This is a genomic window from Streptomyces sp. NPDC046379 (assembly GCF_055587785.1).
The window spans coordinates 418,560-444,168 of sequence record NZ_JBVJFP010000002.1 but is presented as its reverse complement, the minus strand read 5'-3'; the positions used below and the strand labels follow the sequence as shown (position 1 = coordinate 444,168).

The 25,609-nt window shown below is 72.2% G+C and carries 23 protein-coding genes; 10 read left to right on the top strand and 13 right to left on the bottom strand.

All coding sequences use genetic code 11. The annotated features are described in order from the left end of the window. Nucleotides 1–20 precede the first annotated feature (20 nt). Both ACZ6KF_RS05860 and ACZ6KF_RS05855 read left to right on the top strand, forming a co-directional pair. Nucleotides 21–1,292 carry a VWA domain-containing protein gene (locus ACZ6KF_RS05860; protein WP_469237454.1) on the top strand — a complete coding sequence of 424 codons (1,272 nt, stop codon included), beginning with the start codon at nucleotides 21–23 and terminating at the stop codon, nucleotides 1,290–1,292. After that, nucleotides 1,292–2,110, top strand: coding sequence for a hypothetical protein (locus ACZ6KF_RS05855; protein WP_469237452.1), 819 nt, complete (start codon nucleotides 1,292–1,294; stop codon nucleotides 2,108–2,110). The genes ACZ6KF_RS05860 and ACZ6KF_RS05855 overlap by 1 nt, the downstream gene beginning before the upstream one ends. 48 nt (nucleotides 2,111–2,158) lie before the next feature. Here ACZ6KF_RS05855 and ACZ6KF_RS05850 read toward each other — a convergent pair whose 3' ends face one another. Continuing rightward, nucleotides 2,159–2,785, bottom strand: a complete 627-nt coding sequence (locus ACZ6KF_RS05850) for a winged helix-turn-helix transcriptional regulator (protein ID WP_356627812.1) — start codon at nucleotides 2,783–2,785, stop codon at nucleotides 2,159–2,161. An 81-nt stretch (nucleotides 2,786–2,866) separates the two neighbouring features. Here ACZ6KF_RS05850 and ACZ6KF_RS05845 point away from each other — a divergent pair, with 81 nt between their 5' ends. The 4 genes from ACZ6KF_RS05845 to ACZ6KF_RS05830 are packed head-to-tail and all read left to right on the top strand — an operon-like array spanning nucleotide 2,867 to nucleotide 5,875. Next, entirely contained in the window at nucleotides 2,867–4,075 is a 1,209-nt protein-coding gene (locus ACZ6KF_RS05845) for a pyridoxal phosphate-dependent aminotransferase (protein WP_356627811.1), read from the top strand. A gap of 28 nt (nucleotides 4,076–4,103) precedes the next feature. Next, nucleotides 4,104–4,706: a histidine phosphatase family protein gene (locus ACZ6KF_RS05840; protein ID WP_356627810.1), complete on the top strand. Its 603-nt coding sequence runs from the start codon at nucleotides 4,104–4,106 to the stop codon at nucleotides 4,704–4,706. Between the two features lie 52 nt (nucleotides 4,707–4,758). Then, on the top strand, nucleotides 4,759–5,394 hold the full coding sequence (locus tag ACZ6KF_RS05835; protein ID WP_356627809.1) for a hypothetical protein: 636 nt from the start codon (nucleotides 4,759–4,761) through the stop codon (nucleotides 5,392–5,394). A gap of 58 nt (nucleotides 5,395–5,452) precedes the next feature. Next, a complete protein-coding gene (locus ACZ6KF_RS05830; RefSeq protein WP_356627808.1) occupies nucleotides 5,453–5,875 on the top strand; it encodes an acyl-CoA thioesterase in 423 nt (140 codons plus the stop codon). A 167-nt stretch (nucleotides 5,876–6,042) separates the two neighbouring features. Here the strand turns inward: ACZ6KF_RS05830 and ACZ6KF_RS05825 are convergent, their stop codons facing one another. From ACZ6KF_RS05825 to ACZ6KF_RS05800, 6 genes are all read right to left on the bottom strand, one after another. Continuing rightward, nucleotides 6,043–7,437, bottom strand: a complete 1,395-nt coding sequence (locus ACZ6KF_RS05825; protein ID WP_469237450.1) for an 8-oxoguanine deaminase — start codon at nucleotides 7,435–7,437, stop codon at nucleotides 6,043–6,045. 58 nt (nucleotides 7,438–7,495) lie between these two features. Further along, nucleotides 7,496–8,398 (bottom strand): factor-independent urate hydroxylase, encoded by a 903-nt coding sequence (gene pucL / locus ACZ6KF_RS05820; RefSeq protein ID WP_469237448.1) that lies wholly within the window; start codon nucleotides 8,396–8,398, stop codon nucleotides 7,496–7,498. Between the two features lie 7 nt (nucleotides 8,399–8,405). Then, complete coding sequence (gene uraH, locus ACZ6KF_RS05815; protein WP_469158210.1) at nucleotides 8,406–8,810, bottom strand: hydroxyisourate hydrolase; 405 nt, start codon at nucleotides 8,808–8,810, stop codon at nucleotides 8,406–8,408. Next, a complete protein-coding gene (uraD, locus tag ACZ6KF_RS05810) occupies nucleotides 8,807–9,322 on the bottom strand; it encodes a 2-oxo-4-hydroxy-4-carboxy-5-ureidoimidazoline decarboxylase (RefSeq protein WP_469175802.1) in 516 nt (171 codons plus the stop codon). The genes uraH and uraD overlap by 4 nt, the downstream gene beginning before the upstream one ends. Before the next feature lie 140 nt (nucleotides 9,323–9,462). Next, a complete protein-coding gene (locus ACZ6KF_RS05805; protein WP_356627803.1) occupies nucleotides 9,463–9,831 on the bottom strand; it encodes a helix-turn-helix domain-containing protein in 369 nt (122 codons plus the stop codon). Continuing rightward, nucleotides 9,828–10,076 carry a hypothetical protein gene (locus tag ACZ6KF_RS05800; protein WP_356627802.1) on the bottom strand — a complete coding sequence of 83 codons (249 nt, stop codon included), beginning with the start codon at nucleotides 10,074–10,076 and terminating at the stop codon, nucleotides 9,828–9,830. The genes ACZ6KF_RS05805 and ACZ6KF_RS05800 overlap by 4 nt, the downstream gene beginning before the upstream one ends. A gap of 210 nt (nucleotides 10,077–10,286) precedes the next feature. Here ACZ6KF_RS05800 and ACZ6KF_RS05795 point away from each other — a divergent pair, with 210 nt between their 5' ends. Then, entirely contained in the window at nucleotides 10,287–10,856 is a 570-nt protein-coding gene (locus ACZ6KF_RS05795; RefSeq protein WP_469237446.1) for a TIGR04222 domain-containing membrane protein, read from the top strand. A 62-nt stretch (nucleotides 10,857–10,918) separates the two neighbouring features. After that, nucleotides 10,919–11,338 carry a hypothetical protein gene (locus tag ACZ6KF_RS05790; protein WP_469237444.1) on the top strand — a complete coding sequence of 140 codons (420 nt, stop codon included), beginning with the start codon at nucleotides 10,919–10,921 and terminating at the stop codon, nucleotides 11,336–11,338. Between the two features lie 103 nt (nucleotides 11,339–11,441). Here ACZ6KF_RS05790 and ACZ6KF_RS05785 read toward each other — a convergent pair whose 3' ends face one another. From ACZ6KF_RS05785 to ACZ6KF_RS05765, 5 genes are all read right to left on the bottom strand, one after another. Beyond that, complete coding sequence (locus ACZ6KF_RS05785; protein ID WP_356627799.1) at nucleotides 11,442–12,548, bottom strand: lytic polysaccharide monooxygenase; 1,107 nt, start codon at nucleotides 12,546–12,548, stop codon at nucleotides 11,442–11,444. A 163-nt stretch (nucleotides 12,549–12,711) separates the two neighbouring features. Further along, complete coding sequence (locus ACZ6KF_RS05780) at nucleotides 12,712–14,925, bottom strand: glycoside hydrolase family 6 protein (RefSeq protein WP_469237442.1); 2,214 nt, start codon at nucleotides 14,923–14,925, stop codon at nucleotides 12,712–12,714. A 143-nt stretch (nucleotides 14,926–15,068) separates the two neighbouring features. Further along, a complete protein-coding gene (locus tag ACZ6KF_RS05775) occupies nucleotides 15,069–17,279 on the bottom strand; it encodes a glycoside hydrolase family 3 N-terminal domain-containing protein (RefSeq protein ID WP_469237440.1) in 2,211 nt (736 codons plus the stop codon). A gap of 134 nt (nucleotides 17,280–17,413) precedes the next feature. Continuing rightward, the gene (locus ACZ6KF_RS05770; RefSeq protein ID WP_356627796.1) at nucleotides 17,414–18,541 is read right to left on the bottom strand and encodes a glycoside hydrolase family 12 protein; all 1,128 of its coding nucleotides are present in this window, start codon (nucleotides 18,539–18,541) and stop codon (nucleotides 17,414–17,416) included. A 254-nt stretch (nucleotides 18,542–18,795) separates the two neighbouring features. Continuing rightward, nucleotides 18,796–21,210, bottom strand: coding sequence for a glycoside hydrolase family 9 protein (locus ACZ6KF_RS05765; RefSeq protein WP_469237438.1), 2,415 nt, complete (start codon nucleotides 21,208–21,210; stop codon nucleotides 18,796–18,798). Between the two features lie 812 nt (nucleotides 21,211–22,022). Here ACZ6KF_RS05765 and helR point away from each other — a divergent pair. Beyond that, complete coding sequence (gene helR / locus ACZ6KF_RS05760; RefSeq protein WP_469237436.1) at nucleotides 22,023–24,167, top strand: RNA polymerase recycling motor ATPase HelR; 2,145 nt, start codon at nucleotides 22,023–22,025, stop codon at nucleotides 24,165–24,167. Nucleotides 24,168–24,231: 64 nt separating this feature from the next. Further along, nucleotides 24,232–24,402, top strand: coding sequence for a hypothetical protein (locus ACZ6KF_RS05755; protein WP_469158217.1), 171 nt, complete (start codon nucleotides 24,232–24,234; stop codon nucleotides 24,400–24,402). A 148-nt stretch (nucleotides 24,403–24,550) separates the two neighbouring features. Here ACZ6KF_RS05755 and ACZ6KF_RS05750 read toward each other — a convergent pair whose 3' ends face one another. After that, on the bottom strand, nucleotides 24,551–25,573 hold the full coding sequence (locus ACZ6KF_RS05750; protein WP_356627792.1) for a LacI family DNA-binding transcriptional regulator: 1,023 nt from the start codon (nucleotides 25,571–25,573) through the stop codon (nucleotides 24,551–24,553). Nucleotides 25,574–25,609 lie beyond the last annotated feature (36 nt).

Here is a 25,609-nt window from a genome sequence, read left to right as displayed (position 1 = left end):
CAGGTCAATAGGATCCGCCGATGATCACAAGAAAACGGCGGGCGGCAGGGGCATTCGTCCTGCTCGCCGCGCTGGCGGCCGGGATCGCGCTCCCGGCCCCGGCGCTCGCCGACGAGACCACGGCCACCGCGCCGAAGGTGAACCTGGTCCTGGACGTCAGCGGTTCGATGCGGGCGCGGGACATCGACGGGCAGTCGCGGATGGCGGCGGCGAGGCAGGCGTTCAACGAGGTTCTGGACGCCACCCCCGAGGACGTGCAGCTCGGCATCCGCACGCTGGGCGCCGACTACCCCGGCGACGACCGCAAGAAGGGCTGCGAGGACACCGCGCAGCTCTACCCGGTGGGCCCGCTGGACCGCACCGAGGCGAAGGCGGCGGTGGCCACCCTGGCGCCGACCGGCTGGACCCCGATCGGCCCGGCGCTGCTGGAGGCGGCCGACGACCTCGACGGCGGCACCGGCTCCAAGCGCATCGTGCTGATCAGCGACGGCGAGGACACCTGCGCCCCGCTCGACCCGTGCGAGGTCGCCCGCGAGATCGCCGCCAAGGGCATCGGACTGACCATCGACACCCTCGGCCTGGTGCCCAGCACGAGGATGCGGCAGCAGCTCAGCTGCATCGCGGAGGCCACCGGCGGCACGTACACCTCCGTCGAGCACACCGACGAACTCACCGACCGCGTCAACCAGTTGGTGGAGCGCGCGGCCGATCCGGTGGTCACCCCGGTCGCCGTCGAGGGCGCGGACTCCTGCCCCGAGGCGCCGGCGCTGAAGTCGGGCCTGTACACCGACCGCGCGGAGTTCGGGCAGCAGCGCTGGTACCGGGTGGACGTCCTGGCCGGCCAGGAGCTGCGCGCCTCGGTGAGCCTGGCGGCGGACCGGGCGGTGAACCCCGACTACGGTGTGCTGCTGCGCGCGGTCACCGTGCGCGGCCGGGAGATCGTGCGCGGCGAGGCCGCCGGCCACGGCCGCACGGACGTGCTCTCCACCGGGCTGCGCTACCCGAAGCCCGAGCGGGACGACGACGACAGCGACAAGCCGGCCGCCGAGACCGTCTGTCTCCAGGTGACCGGCTCGTTCTCCGCCGCCCCGGGCGTCAGGACGACCCCGGGTCTGCCGCTGGAGCTGACCGTCGACGTGGTCGACGGACCGTCGGACGCGGGGGACGTGGCCTCGTTCGGCCTGGGCCGCGGCTGGTGGCTGCTCGGCGTACTGGTCCTGACCGGCTTCCTCGCCGGTCTGCTGTGGGGCTGGCTGTCCCGCTGGCGCGTCGCGGTGTGGAGGGCAGGCTGATGGGGACCGTACGAGCATGGGGCGCGGCCGCGCTGCTGGCGCTGGGCCTGTCGGTGTCCTCGGCGTCCCCGGCCGCCGCCGACTCCAGCCCGTCCCCGGGCGCCTCCGCGGACGGCGCGGGGCCGACGGAGGCGGGCACGTCGTTCCGTACGGCGGCCGAGGTCGAGGAGGGGCGGACGGCCACCGCGGACGCCTCCGCCGGCGACTACCTGTACTGGTCGTTCGCGGCCGACGCCGGCCGGCGTCCCACCGTCCGGGCGACGGTGAAGCTGCCGCAGGCGCACGCGGCGCAGACCTGGCAGGTCGACGTGTACGACGGCCTGCGCCGCCGCCAGGCCTGCCGGTACGGCGCCCAGACCCGCACCGCCGCCCCGGACGCGTCCTCGGTCGAACTGGCCTGCGTCCTGCGCACGGTGCGGGCCTGGTCCGAGCCGTGGGCGAACGACCCGCTGCCGGGCACGTACTACGTCCGGCTGACGGTGGTGGAGCTGGCCACGGCCGACCGGGGCCTTCCGGTGGGCGCCGAGGTGCGGGTGGAGGCCGAGGACATCGGCGGCCGGGCGGCGGTCGACGGCTCGCTCGCCGAGCCGCTGGTGCCGGGGATCGCCGTCACGGCGCAGGAGGACGAGTCCGGTGACGCGTCCGAGGAGGCCGTGCTCTCCGGCATCGAGCCGGAGGACGGCTGGACGTCGGGCTGGTGGTCCGACCGCTGGGTGTGGACGGCGGCCGGGGGCGTGCTGGCCGCGCTCGCGGGCGTCGGCGGTTACGCGCTGACCCGCGGCTCGGGACGCCCGCCGAGGGTCCCGCCGGCCGCCTGAGCCGCCGGTGGGTGGCAGGGCCCGGCGTGGGTTCGCGCCGGGCCCTCCTCATGCCTCCCGCAGCGCCTTGGCCACCGTCCCGTCGCCGGTCACCGTGACCCGCCCCGCGCGCACCGCCTCGGCCAGGCTCAACTCCCCGCTCGCGACGGCCGTGACGGCGCCGGTGTCCAGCACGAGCCGGGCGTCGGGCTCGGCCGGGGCGGGGCCGGCGCCGTACACGGGACCGTCCTGCGCGCCGACGTACAGATGGAAGTCCCCCTCGTCCAGGCGCACTTCGACCAGCCCCTCGCCTTCCAGCAGGCGCAGCAGCGGCAGCGCGAACCAGTGGGCGCGCAGCGCGTCGGTGGGCCGCCGCTCGCCCAGCTCGGAGCGCCCCCACTCCCCCAGCGCCTGCAGCACGGGCAGCAACTCGCGCCCGCGTGAGGTGAGTTCGTAGACGTAGGCCGCCCCGGGCGGCGGAAGCCGGCGGCGGGTGGACAGGCCGTCGCGTTCCATGTCCTTCAGCCGGGAGGCGAGGACGTCCGTGCTGACGCCGGGCAGGTCCGCGTGCAGGTCGGTGTAGCGGCGGGGGCCGGCGAGGAGTTCGCGGACGATCAGCAGCGTCCAGCGGTCGCCGACCGCGTCGAGGGCGCGGGCCGCGGAGCAGTACTGGTCGTAGCTTCGGCGAGGTGGCATGCGACGCAGTCTAGACATGTCGTTGGACTTTCCAAGCAGGTACTTGGTAAAACCAAGCAACACCAGATACCGGAGGGGCGCATGGAGTTCCGGCAGTCGAGCAAGCTCAGCGAGGTCTGTTACGAGATCCGCGGCCCGGTGATCGAGCACGCCAACGCCCTGGAGGAGGCGGGGCACAGCGTGCTGCGCCTGAACACCGGCAACCCGGCCCTCTTCGGCTTCGAGGCGCCGGAGGAGATCGTCCAGGACATGATCCGGATGCTGCCGCGGGCGCACGGCTACACCGACTCGCGCGGGGTGCTCTCCGCCCGCCGCGCGGTCGCCCAGCGCTACCAGACCCTGGGCCTGGAGGTCGACGTCGACGACGTGTTCCTCGGCAACGGCGTCTCCGAGCTGGTCTCCATGGCCGTGCAGGCGCTGCTGGAGGACGGCGACGAAGTGCTGATCCCCGCCCCGGACTTCCCCCTGTGGACGGCGGTGACGACCCTCGCCGGCGGCAAGGCCGTGCACTACCTGTGCGACGAGCGGGCCGACTGGTACCCGGACCTGGACGACATGGCGTCGAAGATCACCGACCGCACCCGGGCCGTCGTCCTCATCAACCCCAACAACCCGACGGGCGCGGTCTATCCGAAGGAGGTCGTCGAGGGCATCCTCGACCTGGCCCGGCGGCACGGACTGATGGTCTTCGCCGACGAGATCTACGACCAGATCCTGTACGACGACGCCGTGCACCACTCGGCCGCGGCGCTCGCCCCCGATCTGGTGGTCCTCACCTTCTGCGGACTGTCCAAGACGTACCGCGTGGCCGGCTTCCGCTCCGGCTGGCTGGTGGTCACCGGTCCCAGGCAGCACGCGAAGAACTACCTGGAGGGCCTGACGATGCTGGCCTCCATGCGGCTGTGCGCCAACGCCCCCGCGCAGTACGCCATCCAGGCGGCGCTGGGCGGCCGGCAGTCCATCCGGGAGCTGACCGCGCCCGGTGGCCGGCTGCACGAGCAGCGCGACGTGGCGTGGGAGAAGCTGAACGAGATCCCCGGCGTGTCGTGCGTGAAGCCCAAGGGCGCGCTGTACGCCTTCCCGCGCCTGGACCCCAAGGTGCACCGCATCCACGACGACGAGAAGTTCGTCCTCGACCTGCTGCTGCGGGAGAAGATCCAGGTCGTCCAGGGCACCGGCTTCAACTGGCCGACGCCCGACCACTTCCGCATCCTCACACTGCCGCACGCGGACACCCTGGAGACGGCCATCGGACGGATCGCGCGCTTCCTGGGCGGCTACCGCCAGTAGCCCCCGCCGTGCGCATAGCCTGTGCCGCATGGGTGATCTCTTTCTGGTCCGGCACGGCGAGACCGAGTGGTCCCGCTCCGGTCGGCACACCGGTCTGACCGACGTCCCGCTCACCGAGCGCGGCCGTCAGGAGGCGCGCCGGCTGGCGCCGCTGATCCGCTCGCACCGGATCGGGGCCGCGTTCGTCAGCCCGTCGCAGCGGGCGCGGGAGACCGCCGAGCTGATCGGTCTGACCGAGGACGTGCAGATCGACGCGGATCTGCACGAGTGGGACTACGGCGCCTACGAGGGCGTCACGACCGTCGAGATCCACCGCACCCGGCCGGACTGGTTCCTGTTCACGGACGGGGTCGAGGCCGGGCCGCCGGAGCGTCCGGGCGAGTCCCCCGAGCAGGTCGGGGAGCGGGCCGACCGGATGCTGGCCAAGGCGCACGCCGCGCTCGCCAACACCGAGGGGTGCGTGGTCCTGGTGGCCCACGGGCACTTCCTGCGCGTGCTGACCGCCCGGTGGCTCGGGCTGCCGCCGTCGTCCGGGGCGCTGTTCCAGCTGGCGACGGGCACGGTGAGCCGGCTGGGCGCCGAGCACGCCCGGCCGGTCGTCGCGGCGTGGAATGTCAGACCCACGTCGTAGCCTTCCGGCAGACGGTCCCGCCAGGGCCGTCCGCACCGGGAAGGAGCACGCCGTGACCCGACCGCCGACCGCCGCGCAGCGGCGTGTCATCGACGCCGCCGATCCCGTCACCGGGCGGCTTAAGGGCACTCAGGCACAGCTCGCGGCGCTGGTGCGGCGCGGGCTGGCCTTCCGTCACCCCAGACCGCCGCACGACCACTTCCTCACGCCGGCGGGGCACCGCCTGCGCGAGACCCCGCCGCAGGCGCCCCCGCCCGCCGCGCCGCCCCCGCCCCAATCCTCCGGCGGCGTGTTCGCCGCCCGCGTCGGCGGCGAGGACGACCCCCCGCCGTCGGGCCCGGCCCGTACCCGCGAGGTGAACAGCGCCTGGCAGGGCCTGCTGGAGCTGCGCCGCATGACCAACCCCGACGGGGCCGTCGACCGGCCGTGCGGCTGGGAGCGCACGCATCTGGTGCGGGCCGCCGCGCTCGCCCTGGAGGCGGCCGGGCACCCTCCCGCCGGTCCCGGCGCCGACGGCTACCGCGTCCGCGCCACCCCGCAGCCGGACGCCGTCGCGGTGCACGGACCGGACGACGGATCGCTGCGAGCCTGTGCCGCGACCCTGGAGGAGGCCGGCTGGCAGGTCGGCGAGCACACCGATCCCCGCAGCAGGACGCGCTATCTGCTGGCTTCCCCGCGCCGGGTGTGAGCGGCGTGCCAGGATCGGTGCACAGGACACCGATTCTCGCCGAGAAACAGGGGAAGCCGTGAGCGAGCCGTTTTCCGTCCGGGTCACCGTGCGGGGTTACGAGACCGACGTACAGGGCCATCTGAACCAGGCCGTGTACCTCAACTACGCCGAGCACGCCCGCTGGTCGCTGCTCCAGGCCGCCGGCATCACCCAGGCGGGCCTGACCGGCACGGGCATCGGCCCGGTCGCTCTGGAGACGACGATCCGCTACCGGCGCGAACTCCTCGCCGGCGACGAGGTCGACGTGACGTGCGCCTTCGAGTGGGGCGACGGCAAGACGTTCCGCATCGAGCAGACCATCCGCAGGACGGACGGCACGGTCGCCGCCGAGGTGAGCGCGGTCGGCGGCCTGCTCGACCTCGCGGAGCGCCGCCTGGTGGCGGACCCGCGGGAGCGCTTCAGGAAGCTGGCGACGAAGCCGGAGCTGTTCGGTCTCTGACGGCTGCCGGGGATCGGACCGGGCCGCGGACACGGCGTGGGCGGACGCGGCGTACCGCACACGACGTATCCGCGCGCCCGCCGGACCCGAGTACGCCGTATCCGCACCCGGCGGACCCGTACGCGGCGTACCCGGACACGGGGTACCCGCACCCGGCGGAAACCCGCTCAGTGCCCGGCGATCCCCGCCAGCCGCCGTGCCTCGGCGCGGGTCGAGCGGGCGATCGCCTCCTCGTCGACCGTCAACAGCCGGCCGTCGGCGACGATCTGGCGCCCGCCCACGAACGATGCGGTGACCGGGGCCGCCGCGCCGAGGACCAGCGCGGTCACCGGGTCGGCGATGGAGGCGTGGGCGAGGGTGTCCATCCGCCACAGCACCAGGTCGGCCAGCTTGCCGGGCTCCAGCGAGCCGATCTCGTGGGCCCGGCCGAGGACCTGGGCGCCGCCGTGGGTGCCGAGCCGCAGTGCCTGCCGGGCGGTCAGGGCCGCCTCGCGGTGCGGGCCGAGGCGGTTGACGAGCAGGGCGTTGCGCAGTTCGGTGTGGAGTTCGCCGGACTCGTTGGAGGCGGTGCCGTCGACGCCGAGGCCGACGGGGACGCCGGCGCGCAGCATGTCGGGGACGCGGGCGATGCCGGCGGCGAGGCGGGCGTTGGAGGAGGGGCAGTGGGCGACGCCGGTCCGCGTCCGGGCGAACGCGGCGATGTCGGAGTCGTTCATGTGGACGCAGTGGGCCATCCACACGTCGTCGCCGAGCCAGCCGGTGGACTCGAAGTAGTCGGTCGGACCCATCCCGAACAGCTCGTGGCAGAACTTCTCCTCCTCCACCGTCTCCGAGCCGTGGGTGTGCAGCCGCACGCCGAGCCGGCGGGCCAGCTCCGCGCCCTCGCGCAGCAGTGCGGTGGAGACGGAGAAGGGCGAGCAGGGGGCCACGGCGACCTGGGTCATGGCCCCGAAGGAGGCGTCGTGGTGGGCGCGTATCGTCTCCTCGGTGGCGGCCAGCGCGCCCTCCAGGGTCTCGACGGCGAAGTCCGGGGGCAGGCCGCCGTCCTTCTCGCCGCGGTCCATGGAGCCGCGGGCGAGGGTGAGGCGGACTCCCGTCTCGCGGGCGGCGCGGATGATCGCGCCGGACAGGTCGCCGGTGCCGCGCGGGAAGACGTAGTGGTGGTCCATGGCGGTGGTGACGCCGCCGCGGGCCATCATCGCGAGCGAGCCCTGGGCCGCCGCGTACACCATCGGCTCGTCGATGCGCGCCCAGGTCGGGTAGAGGGCGACGAGCCAGTCGAAGAGGTTGTGGTCGGTGGCCAGGCCGCGGGTGATCCACTGGTAGAAGTGGTGGTGGGTGTTGACCAGGCCGGGGGTGGCGAGGTGGCCCGAGGCGTCGATGCGCCGCGTCACGTTCCGCAGGTCGCGGGGGGCCGGGCCGGGGCCGAGCGTCTCGACGCGGTCGCCGGCGAGGACCAGATGGCCGCGGGCGTGCTCGGTGTCGTGGGCGTCGACGGTGGCGATCGCGCAGTTCTCGATGACAGTGCGCTGCGGTGGCGCGGAGGCGGAGGGTGCTGCCATGGTCGTCCTTTTCGCTCTGGGGCTTCGGCGGATCCCTCGGGACGTGGGGAGGAACGTCTCAGAGATGGGTGAGGTCCACCGGAATCCGCGCCTGGCAGCCGTCGCGCAGGACGGTCGCCTCGATCAGCCCGTAGGGGCGGTCGGCGGCGAAGTACACCTCGTTGTCGTTCGTCAGCCCGAACGGCTCCAGGTCCACCAGGAAGTGGTGCTTGTTCGGCAGGGAGAAGCGGACCTCGTCGATCTCGTCCCGGTTCTCGATGATCCGCGCGCCCATCCGGTACAGCGTCTGCTGGAGCGAGAGCGAGTACGTCTCGGCGAAGGCCTCCAGCAGGTGCCGCCTGGTCCGCGCGTACGACTCGTCCCAGTCGGGCGCCTGTTGGGCGTCGTCGGTCCAGTTGAACCGCCAGCGGCCGGTGACCTGGGTGGCCAGGATGCGGTCGTGGGCCTCCGGGAGGGTCGTGTACTCGTCCTTGGCGTAGCCCCGGAACTCGGAGTCGGTCGAGTTCATCACGACCAGGTCCTTCAGTCCGGAGATCACCTCCCACGACGAGCCGTCGAAGGTGATCCGGGTCAGGCGGGTCTCCTTGCCGCCGCGGACGAACGAGTGCTTCTTCCCGCCGGTGGCGGGGGTCTCGATCCGCTCCCAGGCGTACTCCTCGATGCGGATCCGGGCGCGGTGGATAGGCTCCTGGGAGGTGACGAAGTGGCGGGCGAGGTGGATGCCGAACTGCTCGGCGGACTCGATGCCGTGCTCCTTGGCGAACGCGTACACCGTGTTCTTCATGGTGTCGGTCGGCAGGACGTTGGCGTTGGAGCCGGTGTAGTGGACCTCGTCCATGTCGCCGCTGAGCGACACGGAGACGTTCAGGTCCTTGATGTGGTGGACGGCGCCGTCCCGCGTGATCTTGACGACTCGGTTCTCGGCCTTGCCGTACTGGTTCTGGGCCAGGATCGTGGGCATTCTCTAGCTAGCTCCCTCGGTATACGGAGTAGCCGAACGGGTTGAGCAGCAGCGGCACGTGATAGTGCTCGCCCGGCTGGACGGCGAACGTGATCGCCACCTCGGGGAAGAACACGGCACGGCCGCCGTCCCGGTTCGCGGGGGCGTCGTGCTGCGCCCCGGCTCGCTTCTTCTCGAAGTAGGGCTCGACCGCGAAGTCGAGCCGCACCTGGGTGGTTCCCTCCGGCAGGGCCGGCAGGTCCGTGCACCGTCCGTCCGCGTCGGTGGTGGATCCGCCGAGCGCCGTCCAGTCCGCGTCCCGCCCCGGGCGGGCGGCGAGGTGGACGGCGACGCCCTCGGCGGGGCGGCCGGCGCTGGTGTCCAGGATGTGCGTGGACACGGAGGCGGGGGTGGCCAAGTTGCTGGTGTTCATGGTCGGGCGTCCTCGACGAGTCGGGCCAGGCGGATGCGGTTGATCCTGCCCAGTTCGGTGCGGACGATCTCGCGTTCCCGCTCCGGCGTGTTGCCGAGCCGTTCCCTGGCCGCGTCCCGCATCTCCTCGGCGGTGCGGCCGGTGGCGCAGATCAGGAAGACATGGCCGAACTTCTCCTGGTAGGCCAGATTCAGTTCCAGCATCTGCTCCCTCAGCTCCGCGGAGGCGCCGGACATGCCGCGCTGTTCGCGGGCCGAGGCCGGGTCGCCGGGCGTGGGGCGGCCGATCGGCGGGTGCCCGGCCATCGCCTCCGCGAGGTCCCCGTCGGTCAGCGCGGCCGTGGCGGCGTCGCCGGCGGCGTAGAGGTCCTGGGGTGTGGCGTAGGGGCGGGCGGCCAGCAGCCGCCGCGCCCAGGCAGCGGCGGCGCAGACCTCGTGGAGCGCGGCGAGGGCCGCGCGCTCCTCCAGGTCGTTGAGCCGGGCCAGACCCGGCGGCATGGGGGTGGACGTCACGGAAGCCTCCGTGGCCGCGAACGGCCGTCGTGCTGAACGGGCGTGCCGACAGCTAACGCCCTCCGCACAGAGGAGGTCAACAGTTTGTTGAAAATTCGGCGTTACGCCGGCCGGACGGGTGACGGCCGACGCCCCGGGGCTCAGGCGCCCTTCTCCCGGTTGAGGTAGTTGTAGACGGTGAAGCGGCTGACCCCGAGCGCGCTCGCCACGGTCTCCACACCGTGCCGCACCGAGAAGGCGCCGCGCGCCTCCAGCACCCGTACGACCTCCTGCTTGGCCTTGCGGTCCAGCTCGGCCAGCGGTTTGCCGCGCTTGCGCTCCATGGCGGCGAGGATGTGATCGAGGGAGTCGGCCAGCTGCGGCAGCCGTACGGCGACGACGTCGACGCCCTCCCAGGCGAGCACGACGTCGTCTGGCCCGGCTTCGTCGGGTGGGAGCATCTCCCCGCCCATGGCGTCGACCAGGGGTTTCACCGCCGCGACGAACGGCTCGTCGCCGGCGCCGGTCACTCGGCCTCTCCGACCACGTTGACCTGGAACGAGATCCGCGTCGCCCCGGCTTCGAGGGTCCTGCGCAACAGGGCGTCCACGGCGCCGAGCACCGCGTCGGCGCCTCCTTCGACGGTGTTCCCGAACGGCCCGACGTCCACCGCGTCCAGCTCGGCCGCGCCGATGACCTCACGGGCGACCAGGGCGTGCGGGGGCGCCTCGTCGAGATCGAAGGGCTCGGTCGTGAATTCCACTCTGAGTCGCACCCGCTCAACCTAACGCCCGGTTCCGGACGCGCACGACCCCTGGCGGGTCCTCCCCGGCTACACCAGCGGTCGTAGCCGGCGTACGGCACCCTCAAATGAACCTCTGAACCGGTGTCGTGAGGCTTCAGGCAGCCCCCCGAGCGGGCACATCCTGGTCATGCGGGGCCCGCCGGCACGGGGGCGGCGGGCCCCGCGCACGGGGGTGACGCCATGGACGACGGGCCGGCGATCCGGCTGCGGCCGCACGAGATCGCACTGCTGCGGGGCGGGCCGCGCGCCGCCGTCACCGTCGCCGTGGTGGCCCTGCACCTGAAGGGCATGATGGTGGCCGGCCCGGCGGGCTTCCTCCACCCGCCCGTCTCGGACGCCGTGGAGCTCCCGCCGCTGGAAGCCGCGGTCCATGCCTCGCTCGAACAACAGCCCTGTACCTTGCGCGAGTTGGCGAAGCGCCCGGACGTCCGCCTGGCCGTCGCCCTGATGCGCGTCCCGCTCGCGGAGGCCGGGCTGCTGCGCTACCCGTTCCTCGGCCCCACCCGCACCGCCCGCCTCCGGCTGCGGGACCTGCGGCGGGGGCTGCCCGTGCCGCGGAGCGGGCGAGGGCTGACCGATCATGCCAAACTGCTCGCCGTGGCCTTGCACGGCGAGGCCGGACTGCGTGCGGTCGTCCCGCGCTTCGCGCTGCGCGCCGGGCTCATCCGCCGGGTGGAGGTCGCCGACCGAGGGCTGCTCAGGCACACGGGCCGCAACCCGTACTCCGGGGGCGGGGACGCCGGCGACTGACGGCGCCCGCCGCCCACGGCGACCGACGGCCGCTCCATGACGCCGGCACGCCCTGCGGCACGGTGCTGAGCATCGCGGTCGCGCGGCGGGGGACGGCGTCCGGTCCCGAGGAGAGCGCCGCCCGCGTGCTCACCGCGCTCGACGCGGTCATCGCCGCCGCGGCGCATCTGCACCGGCCCGGCCACCGGGACATCCGCCGCGCCGAGGGGCACCGGCCCGCCGGCGCCGGGCTCACCGCGCCGGGTCCGCCGGCCGGGGTGGAGCCGCCGGCCGAGCCGGTGACGGAGCGGGACGTGGAGTGCCTGTGGCCGGCGGCGACGGCGCGGGCGGAGGCCTGCGTGTGTTTCTCGGTCGCCGGCCATACCGACGCTGCCCGCGTCCGCGCCGACGCCCCGGGCGTCCCGCTGTTCGTCCTCGGCCCCACGGGCGCCGCCCTGCCGGTGAACGGCCCCGCCGAGCGGCCGCCCGCCGACGGCGCCTGACCACCCGGACGCACGACAGCGCCGGCTTCCCGAGGTGCGGAAGCCGGCGCTGCCCGGTACGACTACGGATTGCCGCAGTGCGACCACGAGTTGACGCAGTCGACTACGGGTTGACGCAGTCGATCGTGCCGGCCGGGAAGTTGTTACCGGTCGACGTGGCCGTGAAGCCGAAGGTGGTGCTGCCTTCCGGTGCGATGGTCCGGTTGTGGTCGACGTTCTTGACCGTGACCGTTCCGTCCGAGGCGGTGCTCAGCGAGCCGTTCCAGACACTGCTGATCTTTGTGCCCGTGCCCGGCTTCCACGCCACGGCCCAGCCGTTGCGTGCCGTCGTGCTGTGGTTCATGACCTGGACGGAGCCCTGGAAACCGCCGTTCCAGGAGTTGGTCACGTTGTAGACGGCCATGCACCCGGTGTGCGGGTCCGGCGTCGGGTCCGGGGTGGGGTCCGGGGTGGGAGTGGTCGGGTCCGGGGTCGGGGTCGGAGTGCTGCCCGAGCCGCGGATGCCGGTGACCTCGCCGTTGCCGCCGTCGAAGACGATGTCGGAGCAGGAGAAGAAGTTCTCCTGGCTGTCCGACCGCACCCACTGGATGAACATCATGGCGTTGCCCGAGCGACCCGAGGGCAGCGTCAGGTCCCAGTAGTAGTGGCCGCCGTCCGAGCCGACCGAGCCGGACTGGGGCGGGTTGGTGACGGTCTGGATCAGCTCCAGGTCACCCCAGCCCAGCGGGGAGGTCGGCGAGTAACCGGGCTTGGAGATGTACACCTTGAACGAGCCCGGGTGCGCGGCCCAGTTGCTGTGCCGGATCCGGATCGTCTTGCCGGCGGTCAGGTGCGTCTTCGGCCAGTCCGCGCGAGCGGCGTTGTACCCGGTGAAGTTGTACGGCGACCGGTCGCCCGCGCTGCACAGCTTGCCGTCCGGCACGTAACCCGGGCCGCGCCCGCCCGCGTTGGAGTCGAGCACCGCGAACCAGTTGTACAGCGAGGTCGCGCCGCTCTCGGCGAGGGCGGCCTTGCACGCCGGGTTGGTCGGGTCCATGGACCCGGTGGTGGTCTTGGCGTCCAGGTAGCAGAGGTAGGTCCGCGAGCCGGGCATCATCGTCACGCCGTGCGCCTGCGCGTTGCCCTGGCCCAGCAGGGCCAGACCGATGCCGCCGAGCAGCGTCGCGAAGACCGCCGCCAGCGATATCAGTCTCTTCTTGGGTCGAGCCATTGTGGTGTCTCCTGTGCTGTGTGGGGCTTTGGGCTTTCCTGCCGGGTGTTACCTGTCTCCTTGCGGCTCACAGTCGGTCGTGTCCGTCGGTTGTTGGAGCCCCCGCCCGTCCGGGGAGGACTCCTCCGGACGGGCGGGGGGATCTGGGGAGGGCGGGTGCGGATCAGGCGGGCGGAGCGCCCCAGGCGAGCGTGGTGCCCAGGTAGGCGGGGATCGCCGGGGCGTCGGCGTAGGCCGTGGCGGTCGTACGGCTGTAGTCGTTGACCTCGTTGAAGGCCGACCAGTCGGACTTGGCCATGCGCAGCTGGATGTCGCCGCTGTCCCGCCCGGCGGCGAGCGAGCCGGCGGAGAACCCGACCTCGAGGTAGGCGTCCGCGCCGGCCACCGGCGTGCTCAGCGGGACGACCCGGAGCTTGACGTTGGCGCACCCGACGGCCGCGTAGTCGCAGAAGGCGCGGACGTCGGTCGAACCGCCGTCACGGGTGAAGTAGTAGCGGGCCGTCACCTTGGTCAGGTCCAGCGCGGCGGTGCCGGTGTTGGCGATGCGCAGGCCGGGACGGATCGCGTTGTCGGTGGCGGAGGCGTCGTTGTTCTTGTAGCGGACCGCGACGCCGCCCGTCGGGTCGGGACCGCCGCCGCCCGCCTCGGTGGTGACGCTCAGCGCGGCGGAGGCCGCGGAGACGTTGCCCGCGGCGTCCCGGGCGCGGACGGTGTAGCTGTAGGCGGTGGAGGCGGTCAGGCCGGTGTCCGTGTACGTGGTGCCGCTGACCGGCGTCGTGTTGACCTTGGTGCCGTTGCGGTAGACGTCGTAGCCGCTCACGCCGCGGTCGTCGGTGGAGGCGGTCCAGGAGAGCGAGACGCTGGTCGCCGTCTTCGCGGTGGCGGTCAGGCCGGTCGGCGCGGTCGGGGCGGTGGTGTCGTCGCCGGGGCCGCCGCCGCCGTCGGTGGGCACGGCCGGGTTGGCGTTGCGGACCAGCATCGAGAACTGGTTGTGGAACCAGTGCCCGGCCAGCGGCGCGTCGGGCATGGCGCCCGTCTTGCTGTTACCGGCGCTGGGCGCGGTGTAGTCCGGGTCGCACATCGGGTCCTGGCGCTTGCCCTCGTTGTTCGGGATGTCCTCGCTCGCACCGTCGGACTCCCCCGGCGGCTTGACCCACAGGAAGGCGTCGAGGTGCGTGTAGCCGGCCGGGGCGGCCTGCGGGGGCTGGCCGATGCCGGCGCCGTTCACGTTGCACCACAGACCCCGGTGCGCACGCCGGTCGACCTTGGACTCGGCGACGTAGGTGTCGACGTTGGTGCTGGTCGACTCGGCGGTGGGCCGGCCGGCGCCGCCCCATCCGTTGCGGGAGGTGTCGATCACCATGCCGGTGTTGGCGGACCAGCCCTGCGCGACCAGCGCGCGGTGCACGTTCCTGGTGAAGTCGGCCTCGTCGAAGTTGGGGTTCCACTCGTAGTACTTGCCGCCCTTGACCATGGTGCCGCCGACCGTCTTGTCGGGGTTGGTCAGGAAGGGCTCGTCGAGCGGCGTGTAGTTGGAGACGTTGGTGATCAGGCCGTCGACGCTGTTGGTGCCGGCGATGGTGCCCTTGGCGACGTCCGTGTACAGCTGCACGGTCTGGGTGAGGTTGTTCTCCCAGCCGAGCCAGCCGGAGTGGGCGAAGTCCAGGTACGTGTAGACGTTCGGGATCGCGTGCAGCTTGTCCAGGGCGTACTGGACGGCCTTGACGTACAGGCCGCTGCTCTTGGCCTGGGCGCACTCCGGGTCGGAGAGGTTGGTGACCAGGTTGGGCAGGCCGTCCGGCTCGATCACCGTGGTGATGCGGATGTCCTGGTACTTGGGGTTCTTGAAGACGTTCGCGATGACGTCGATGTACTCGGTCTTGTAGCGGTCGAGACCGGCCTGGGTGAGGGGCAGTTCACCGTTGGACGCCAGGGCCGCGCAGTCGCGGCCGGGCAGGTCGTAGACCACGATGGTGGCGGTGATCGGCTGCCCGGGCTTCTTCTGCGCGAGGGCCAGGTCGAGGTGGTCGGCAAGGCTCTTGCGGTTGTCGTTGTTGGCGCCGCCGTGGATGGCGGCGATCCGGTCCAGCCAGACGGCCGTGGGGTAGTTCTTGACCGTCTCCATCTTCGCCTTGAGGGTGGCGTCGGTGGTCTGCGCGATGGAGGTGTTCACCCGGGTCGCGTAGTCGGGGTTCACGTAGAACGTGGCCCCGGCGAACGGGTTGTCGACATGTGCCTCCGCCGCTGCCGCGGGCTGCCCCGCGACCTGTCCGGCGACCCCCAGGAGCAGGGTCGCCAGCGCGGTGGCCAGGACCGCCGGGCGTCGTCGACGCGACAGGCGCGGGCGCGCGGAGGCGGATCTGGTCGGGTCGGTCATCGTGCTCTCCTCGGTTGTACGGGTGCGGGTGGTGCGGTCGTACGTCAGGAGGTGCGGTCGTACGTCTGTGAGTGCGCGTGCATCGGCCGGCGCGGTCGTGCGGGTGTGAGCCGCGCTCGTGCGCCGGCCGGCGCCGTCGTACGTCAGGTGCCGGTGCACTGCGGGGCCGGCGTGCCCGCCGAGCCGTTCGCGGTGAAGCCGAACGTGGTGGAGGCGCCGGGTGACAGGGCGCCGTTGTGGGCGGCGTTGCGGACGGTGGCGCGCCCGGAGGCGACGGTCAGCGTGCCGTTCCAGAGGTTGTTGATGGTGGAACCGCCCAGGTCCCAGGCGACGCTCCAGCCGGTGAGCGGGCCGGTGCCGGTGTTCTTGACGGTGACCTCGGCCTGGTAGCCGCCGTTCCAGGCGGAGGCGACCTTGAACTGCGCGGTGCACGCCTTGGGCGCGGGCTCCGGGTCCGGGTCGGGCTCGGGGTCCGGGTCGGGGTTGGCGCCGTAGGTCAGTCCGTGTCCGAAGGGGAACAGCGGGGTCTTGCCGTCGCCGTCGTTGATCGGCTGCTGGGAGGCGCTGCGCATCCACGTCATGGGCAGCTTGCCGGTCGGGGCGTGGTCGCCGAAGAGCACGTCGGAGACGCCGTTGCCCTCGGTGCCGGGCAGCCAGGCCGCCAGCAGGGCCTTCCAGTCGGGCAGTTGGGCGGCGATGTCCAGCGGCCGGCCGGAGACCAGGACCACGACCACGGGCACGCCGCTCGCCTTGAGCCGGGCCAGGGTGCTCAGGTCCTCCTGGTCCAGGCCCATGCCGTTCGGCCGGTCGCCGCGCATCTCGGCGTACGGCGTCTCCCCGATCACCGCGACGGCGGCGGTGTAGCTGCCGTCGATGCCGTTGCCGTACCGGTCGTAGGTGATCCGCGAGGGGTCGGTGGCCGCGGCGCGGATGCCCTGGAGGATGGTGGTGCCGTCGGTGACGGGGCCGCTGCGGCCCTGCCAGCCCACGGTCCAGCCGCCGCTCTGGTTGCCGATGTCGTCGGCGGACTTGCCGGCGACGAACAGCTTGGCGTTCTTTGCCAGCGGCAGGACGCCGCCGTCGTTCTTCAGCAGCACCTGCGACTCGCGCACGGCCTCCCGGGCGAGCGACCGGTGTGCGGCGGAGCCGACGGTGGAGGTGTAGGAGCGGTCCGTCAACGGCCGTTCGAACAGGCCGAGCTGGAACTTCTTGGTGAGGATGCGCCGGTTGGCGTCGTCGACGCGGGCCTGGGTGATCCGCCCGGCGTTCACCTCGCCGCGCAGCAGGGTGAGGAACTTCTTGTAGTCGTGCGGGATCATCACCATGTCGACGCCCGCGTTGACGGCCGTGGTGATCTCGGCGCCCGTGAAGCCGGTCTGCCCGTCGAGCTGGTCGACCGCGGCCCAGTCGGACACGACGAACCCGGTGAAGCTCAGTTCGCCCTTGAGCACGTCCGTGACCAGGTACTTGTGGGCGTGCGACCGGACGCCGTTCCAGCTGCTGTACGACAGCATCACGGACCCCACGCCGCGGCGCACCGCCTCCCGGAAGGGGGGCAGGTGGATGGCGCGCAGCTCGGCCTCGGTGAGCTGGGTGTTGCCCTGGTCGACGCCGCCGGTGGTGCCGCCGTCGCCGATGTAGTGCTTGGCGGTGGCGAGCACCGAGGCCGGGTCGGCGCCGAGGGTGCTCCCCTGCAGGCCGGTGACGAACGTGGCCATGGAGGTGGGCAGTTCGGGCTTCTCGCCGAAGGACTCGTAGGTGCGGCCCCAGCGGTCGTCGCGGGCCACGCACAGGCAGGGCGCGAAGTCCCAGTCCATGCCGGTGCCGGCCATCTCCAGGGCGACCGCGCGGCCGATGCGCTGCACCAGCTCCGGGTCGCGGGTGGCGCCGAGTCCGATGTTGTGCGGGAAGATCGTGGCGCCGCGCACCGCGTTGTGTCCGTGCACCGCGTCGATGCCGTAGATCATCGGGATGCCGAGCGGCGTGCCGAGGGCGGTGCGCTGCAGGGAGTCGTAGGTGTCGGCCCAGGTCTGCGCGTTGTTGGGGCTGACCGTGGAGTCGCCGCCGGAGAGCACCGAGCCGATGCGGTAGGTCGCGAGGTCCGACTGCGGGACCAGGGCGTCCTTCTCGACCTGGGTCATCTGCCCGAGCTTGTCGTCGAGGGACATGCGCGACATCAGGTCGGCGACGCGGTCCGCGACGGGCAGCGACGGGTCCTGGTACGGCAGCGCGGCGGCGGACGCCCGCTGTTCGGCGGGCGGCGCGGCGGCGGTCAGGCCGGTGACGCCGAGGACGGCGGCGCACAGCGCGGCGACGACCGCGCGGCGGCGGGGTGGGGCGGTGCTCGGGCTCATGAGCGGGGCCTTTCCGGGTGCGGCCGGAGGTGCTGGGGAGCGCGGGGGAGGTGTTCCGGGGCCCGCCCCCCTGTCGGCGCAGGGAGAAGAGGGGGCGGGTCCCGGAACGTGCGGGTGCGGTGGTGCCGGTCAGATCACGAGCAGGGGGTGCCGTTGAGGCTGAACCCGCTCGGCTGGGCGAACGAACCGCTGTAGGTGCCCTGGAAGCCGAACGACTGGCTGGCGCCGGCCGCGATCCGGGCGTTGTGGGCGACCGGGGTCGCCGTCACCGCGCCGGAGGACGGCGAGACGGTCGCGTTCCAGGCGCTGGTGATCCGCTGTCCGGAGGGCAGGGTGAAGGTGAGCTTCCAGTTGTCGACGGCGGTCGTACCGGTGTTGGCGACGGTGACGTTGGCGGTGAAGCCGCCCGACCAGACGCTGGTGCCGTAGGTCACCTTGCAGGCCGTCGTCGGGTTCGGCTCCTCACCGGGGCCGCCGGGGTCGCCGAGGTTCACGGACGACGAGAAGGAGTTCACCGCGAGCCCTGCGCCGTTCTGCCACGGCTCGAAGCCGGCCTGGACGCTCGTCAGGTACCAGTTGTTCTGGGCCATTCCGCGGCGGACGGTCTCGTCCACGAAGTCCATGACGTCGAAGCTCCAGCTGGCGATCGCCGAGGGGGCGACGAAGGAGATGACGTCGTTGGAGCCGTTGCTGCCGGTCCACACCTGCCAGGTGCGCCCGCCGACGGTGGCGGTGCCCACCTGGGAGCCGATCGGCTGGATCGAACCGACCTTGTTGAACCAGATCATGATCTCGGTCCGGTTCACCCCGTCCTTCTTGGGGGTCGGGTCGAGCCAGATGTCGTACGAGGCGTTGTAGACGGCGTTGCTGACGTAGCCGTACGAGATGCTGCTGGGCGCGCTGGCGATGTTGCTGACCTGCGCCGGCAGGTTGGTGCCCGGCGAACAGTTGGTGTAGTGGCAGCCGTTGAAGATGGAGGGGTACGACTTCGGGGCGCCGTTGGTGGGCACGGAGCCGTCGGCCGTGGTGAGCCGGAAGCCCGTGTCGGTGGCGGTGACGCACTGGGTGGCGGTGGTGCCCCAGCGGTTGTTCTGGACGACGTAACGGCCCTGGATCGTGGTCGACCCGAACTGGTCGCAGATCAGGGTGTCGGCCTGGGCCGCCGGCGCGGCGGTCATGAGGGCCGCGACGGTGGCGAGAGCGGTGAGGAGCGCGCCGAGCAGGGCGCGTGCCGTGCGGGGGAGGTGCGGTGTCGGTCGCATGCGGGGGGCCTCTCAAGAGGGACAACCGGAACGGGTGACAGAAAAATCGGGAGCGCTCCCAACTCCCCACTGATGGGAGCGCTCCCACCCACTGGTTCGGAGAGGACTGTAGGAGCGTCCTCAGCCCCCTGACAACCCATCGGAACCGAATGTGTCGAACTGATTTCGAAGCGGCTGGTCAAGGGGGGTAAGGGCTTCAAGATCCTGAACTCCTGGCATATGCCAGGGAGTTGGGAGCGCTCCCGAAAGTTTCGTCAGGTGCAATGACGGCCGTTGAGCGTGACGTTCGAGGGCGCGCCGGCGGAGCTTCCGCTCGCCTGGAAGCCGAACGTTGTCGAACCGCCCGCCGAAAGCGTCGCGTTGTGCCCGGCGTTGGAGGCGGTCACCTCCGTCCCGGACTGGGTGACGGTGGCGTTCCACGCGTTGGTGATCCGCTCGCCGCCCTTGAAGGTGAAGCCGAGCTTCCACCCCTGGATCGCCGTCGACCCGGTGTTGCGTACCCGCACCTCGGCCGTGAAACCTCCGTTCCACGACGACCCGACGGTGTACGCCACCTCGCACGACCCCGCCGGGCTCGGCGTGGGCGTCGGATCCGGGGTGGGCGTCGGAGTCGGGTCCGGGGTCGGGGTGGGCGTCGGGTCCGGGGTGCTGCCGTCGGGGAGGCTGCCCCACTGCCGCTCGGAACCCTCCAGCAGGACGATGTTCGGCGCGTCCGCCGGCGTGGTGCCCGGCGTGGTCGGAACGCCCCGGTAGGACCAGTCGTTGGACGGATCCCAGGCCCCCGTCGAACTGATCCGGAACTGCACCTCCTTGCGGTACGCCGACTGCCCCGCGGGCGCGATCACCGTCTGCGAGCAGTCCACGGTGACGTAGTACACGCTGCCCCGGTACTGGGTCGGTCCGGAGGCGGGCCCGCACTGGTTGTAGTTGGTCGTGACGCTGATCTGGCTCGGGCTCACGCCCGGTTCCAGGGTGAAGTAGTAGCGCAGCGAGGCGTCGTTCAGCGCACGCGCCGGCCAGGCCGACTTGTTGACCAGATATGCCTTGATCTCCGTGAAGCCGTTCCCCACGGCGTTCACGGACGCCTGCACGGACATCTCCGGGCCGTCGGGCCGCTCGGGCTTGGGGAAGTCCGCCAGCGGCGTGCCGCCGTACTCGGCGTAGAGGCGGGCGAGCGCCCCGGTGAAGGCGGCGTTGTAGTCGGTGGCGACCTCGTTGTTGACGTAGTTCTGCCGGTCGTCGGTGTAGGCGTCGTCCGGGGCGCTCGGGCCGCCGACGAGGGCGCCGTAGAGGGTGTGCCGGCTTTCGGCGGGGCTGGTGATCTGGTCGGTCCACGAGCCGTGGGCGGTGCGGTGGTGCGGCTTGGTCGGCGGGTTGGCGCCGAAGCCGACGACGTAGCTGGACTTGCGCGGATTGTCGCCGAGCGCGTAGTTGATCTGCCGTACGGCGAAGTCGTGGTAGCGGGTCTTGCGTTCGGGGTCGCCGGTGAGCCAGTCGGAGTAGACCAGTGCGGCGAAGGCGGTGTTGGCGGCGTACCGCAGGGAGCCCCAGCTGTCGAGCACGGCCTGGCCGCCCGGCGAGTAGCGCACCCGGTTGCCGTTCACCCCGGTGGTCCACCAGTCCAGCCACCGGTTGGCGTCGTCGATGTAGCGCTGCTTGCCCGTGAGCTGGGCGAGCAGGACGTAGGCGCCGTAGGAACTGTCGTCCCAGGACAGGGTCCAGCGGTAGGAACGGGTGGACGTCTGCGGCTCGGTGGACAGATCGTCGTAGTACTTCTCGGCCTTGGCGAGATAGGCCGGGTCACCGGTCGCCTTGTGGAGCCAGATCGCGCCCCACACGAGTTCGTCCCGGTAGCCGCTCCAGGAGTTGTAGTAGCTCTGCGCGTCGGTGATGCAGTCGCTGTACTCGCCGCGGTAGGTGTCGGCGAAGGTGTACAGCTGCTTGGCGTGCGTCAGCAGCTTGTCCGCGTAGGCCGCGTCACTGTCGGCGAACACCATGGAGGAGGCCGCCATCGCCGCCGCGGTCTGCCCGGCGAGGTCGGTGCCGGGGCAGGAGGCGTCGATCTTGTAGGCGGGCCGGTCCATCGGCATCACCTCGGCCGGCCCCCACCAGGCGTGGTCCCGGCCGCCGTGACCGACTTGCCCGTAAAGGACGTTGGGCGAGGGGTGGGCCTTGATGAAGTAGTCGTTGACGAACCGCAGGTTGTTCTTGAGATACGTCCACTGCCCCGCGGAGGTGTAGGCGGCCCGCTCCTCCAGACCTCCCCAGGCCAGCACGGTCGCCGAATAGGCCATCGGAAGGCCGAACTTGACGTGGTCCCCGGCGTCGAACCAGCCACCGGTCAGATCCAGGCCGACGTCCTTGCCGTCGTTCAGCGCGGAGTCGCCGCGCCAGGAGACGCGGTTGGTGTCCGGGAGTTCGCCGGACTGCTGGGCCTCGTAGAAGAGGAGCGACTTCTGCAGGGCCTCGCCGTAGTTGAACGCCGGCGCGGCGGCCGACGGGGAGGCTGCGGCGAGCGGAAGCAGCAGCCCGGCGGTGACGACGGCCGCGAGGGCGGCGACGGGGCCGGGGCGGGGGCGGCGACGGGGGGAGGTGGGGGTGGGCGCGGGGGTGCGGGGCTGCTGCCGTCTTGTGAGGGGTTTCAGCAGTCCGAGCAGGTGGGGGCGCAACGGATCGTCCTTTCCGTACGGCCGTGCGGGAGGAGGGATCGGGTCGTGCCGTGCTGGGGAGCGAAGGCCCGGCGCGGGTCCGGCCGGCCGGTGGCTGGAGCATGGCCGACCTTGCGCTGGGCATACGCGTGCGGGAGCCCGTGGGAGCGCTCCCACTTGCATGAAGCCAGCCCCGTAGCGGGCTGTCAAGGGATGGGAAAGCCTGGATCACGACTTTCGGTGGAGGGTGGGCGGAGCGGTGGGCGGGAGGCGGTGCGGGCGATGCCATGACTCCCCGGCGGTGTCATGACTCCCGGCCGTGTCATCGCTCCCCGGCCGTCGACCCGTCGACGGCCGGGGAGGACTGCCGGGAGGGTCCGGGGAGCAGTGACGACTGCCGGCGCGGCGACAACGACCCCTCGCCCGGCGGCGAGCACACGCAAACCGGCCGCCGACGCATCACTGAAGCGACGACGGCGGTGGGAGGGAACGACGACGCGGACCGGCGATGATGGGGAGAAGCCCACTGGCCGAGAAGGCGAAAGGCGCGCCCTGAGAACGAGACGCGCACGACGCGCACGACGCGCACTGAGAAGGTGATGGCGCGTGCTGGAGGCGAACGAAGATCGCAGGCGAACGGCCGGCACTGGAGTCCGGAATGATGAGTCCGGAGTGACATGACCCGGGGTGGGGTGTGGACCCACTCCTCGCCACTCTCAACGTATAGCGCACTGGGGGGCTTGCGGCAAGGCCCCCGTTCTGCCGCAGAATCGCAGGCCCAGGCCGCGTGCCGCCGGACTTCGCGCGCGCGGCCGCTGATCGGAGCTGATGCCATGACCCCCCTGACCACCAGTGCCTTCGACCTGCCCGAGCGCCTCTCGGCCAAGGCCGGCCCGGAGCTGATCGCCGGTGACGAGCGGCACTTCGCGGCCATCGCGGAGAGCCTGGAGCGAACGATCTCCGAACTCGACGAGCAGCTCGCCGCCGAACGCCGGGCCCCTGGCGGCGTGGGCCGGGCGGCGATGGACCGGGACGCGGAGATCCACCGGTTGACGGCCCGCCTGCGGGCACTGCGGCGCTTCGGCCTCGACCTGTGCCTGGGCCACATGGTCTTCGCGGACGACCCCGAGCCCGTCTACGTCGGCCGCCTCGGCCTCACCGACAGCACGGGCCGCCGGCTGCTGATCGACTGGCGCTCCCCCGCGGCCGAGCCGTTCTTCGCGGCGACCCACGCCAACCCCATGGGGCTGGCGAGCCGCCGCAGATACCGCTGGACCCGGGGCCGGATCAGCGACTACTGGGACGAGGTGTTCACCGCGGAAGGACTGGAGCGGCGGGCGGCGCTGGACGACCAGTCGGCGTTCATCGCGAGTCTGGGCGACAACCGGTCGTCGCGGATGCGGGACGTGCTCGCCACGATCCAGGCCGACCAGGACGCGATCATCCGGGCCGGTTCGCGCGGCGCGCTGGTCGTGGACGGCGGTCCGGGCACGGGCAAGACGGTGGTCGCGCTGCACCGCTCGGCGTATCTGCTCTACTCCGACCCGCGCTTCGGGCACCGCAGGGGCGGCGTGCTGTTCGTCGGCCCGAGCGGCCCTTATCTGGCCTACGTCGCCGATGTGCTGCCCAGCCTCGGCGAGGAGGGCGTACGGACGTGCACGCTGCGGGACCTGGTCCCCGAGGGCGCGGCGGCGGCGCCCGAGAAGGACCCCGAGGTGGCCCGGCTGAAGTCGTCCGCCGGCATGGTGAAGGCGATCGAGAAGGCCGTCCGGTTCTACGAGACCCCGCCCACCGACACCCTGACGGTCACGACTCCCTGGGGCGAGGCAGTGCTGACCGCCGACGACTGGGCCGAGGCCTTCGAGGCGGCGGAGTCGGGTGCTGCGCACAACGAGGCACGGGAGCTGATCCGGCAGGAGCTGGTCACGATCCTGCTGGACAAGCTGGGCGAGGAGGTGCCGCCGGACCAGTTCCGGAAGTTCCTGGCCCGCGACGCGGAGCTGACCGGCGCGCTGAACAACGCCTGGCCGCTGATCGACCCGCTCGACCTGGTCGGTGACCTGTGGTCGGTGCCCGCGTATCTGCGGATGTGCGCGCCATGGCTGAGCCGGGACGAGGTACGCCGGCTCCAGCGCGCGGACGCCCGGGCCTGGACGGTGTCGGACCTGCCGCTCCTGGACGCGGCGCGGCAGCGGCTCGGCGACCCGAAGGCGGCGCTGCGCAGACGCCGGCGCGAGGCCGCGGTCGAGGCCGAGCGAGAACGCATGGCCGGCGTCATCGACAACGTGATCGCGTCCGACGCCGACGGCGAGGGCGCGGTGACCATGCTGCACGGGCAGGACCTGCGGGACAGCCTGGTGGACGAGGCCGCGCTGCTGGCCACCGACCCGGAGCCGCTGTCCGGCCCGTTCGCGCACGTCGTCGTGGACGAGGCGCAGGAACTGACCGACGCGGAGTGGCAGATGCTGCTGCTGCGCTGCCCGTCGCGGAGCTTCACGATCGTCGGCGACCGCGCGCAGGCCAGGCACGGCTTCACCGAGTCGTGGCAGGAACGGCTCGCCCGAATCGGCCTCGACCGGATCGAGGTGGCGTCCCTGAGCATCAACTACCGCACGCCCGAGGAGGTCATGACGGAGGCCGAGCCGGTCATCCGCTCCGTCCTCCCCGACGCCAACGTGCCGACGTCCGTCCGCAGCAGCGGCATCCCGGTGACCCACGGCACGGTCACGGAACTGGAGCAGGTCCTCACCACCTGGCTCACCGAGCACACCGAGGGCACCGCCTGCGTCATCGGCGCCCCGTCCTACCGGGGCGCCTCGCGGGTCCGCTCCCTGACGCCGGAACTGGCGAAGGGGCTGGAGTTCGACCTGGTGGTGCTGGTGGATCCGGAGGCGTTCGGCACGGGTGTCGAGGGCGCCGTGGACCGGTATGTGGCGATGACGCGGGCTACTCAGCGGCTGGTGGTGCTGACGAGCTGAGCCGCGCGACGCCGGGGCTGAGCCAGGACACGGCCCTCTGCATCGGCGGAGCTGCGTCACTGCCGTGCCCGACACGACCCTCTGCGTCAGTGGAGGCTGCGTACAGACCGTTGACGACGCCACGACCGCCGGCCACCACCAGACCCACGCCCTCCCCCTCACCGACACCACGGTCAACGGCGGCCCCTACAAGCCCACCGGCGACGAGCTCAACAACCCCACGCCGATCGGCTGACCGCCCGCCGCAGCCCGTCCGGGGGCGGCCACCGCGCCCCGGACGGGTTACGGGGTCGGCTCGTGGTTCGGCCCGTCACCGCGTATCCCCGGCCTGCGCAGGCCGGGGATACGGCCATTTCCGGGCCGCCCTTGCGGACCGGCACCCCCTACGCCGACTCCCGCACCACCAGCTGCGTCCGCAGGATCACGTGCTGCCAGGCGACCTCCGGCTGGTCCATCTCCTCCAGCAGGAGGCGCACCATCGTGCGGCCGATCTCGTCCAGGGGCTGGCGGACGGTGGTCAGGGGTGGGTCGGTCTGTTCGGCCAGTTCGAAGTCGTCGAAGCCGATCAGGGCGACGTCGTCCGGAACCCGGCGTCCCGCCGCGTGCAGGGTGGCCAGGGCGCCGGCGGCCATGGAGTCGGAGGCGACGAAGACGGCGTCGACCTCGGGGTGCCGTTCCAGGAGCGTGGCCATCGCCCGTTTGCCGCTGGCCTCCGTGAAGTCGCCCTCGACCACCAGGGAGGGGCCGTTGTCCAGCCCGGCCTGGGACAGGGCCTCGTGGTAGCCGCGCAGCCTGCACTGGGCGACGTACATCTCGGGCGGGCCGGTGATGGCGGCGATCGCCCTGCGGCCGCCGTTCACCAGGTGGTTGACGGCGGCTCGGGCGCCGCCAACGTTGTCCGCGTCGACGTAGGTGACGCGTTCGTCGACCGAGCGGCGGCCCAGCAGCACCGTGGGCAGGCCGGCGTCGGCGAGCATGTCGGGCAGCCGGTCCTCGGCGCGCACGGACATCAGCAGGACGCCGTCGACCCGGCCGCCGCGGGCGTACTCCACGAAGCGCTGCCGCTCGGCGTCGGTGCGCACCAGGGTGAGCAGCAGTTGGACCGCCGTGTCGGAGAGGGCGTCGCCGACCGCGCGGACGACTTCCGAGAAGAACGGCTCTCCGAACAGCCGCCAGTCCGTCTTCGTCATCACGAGTGCCACGGCGTCGGCGCGCCGCCCCGCGAGTGAACGCGCCGCCAGATTGGGCACGTAGCCCAGCTCGGCGATGGCGCGCTGGACGGCGCGGCGCGTGGACTCCTTGACGCCCGCCGCGTTGTTGATGACCCGGGAGACCGTGCCCCGCCCCACTCCGGCGAGGGCGGCGACTTCCTCCAGTGTCGGCGTGCCGTTACTGCGCTTGACCATAAACCCCACCCCCAAGGCCCCCCGATCTTACGGGGC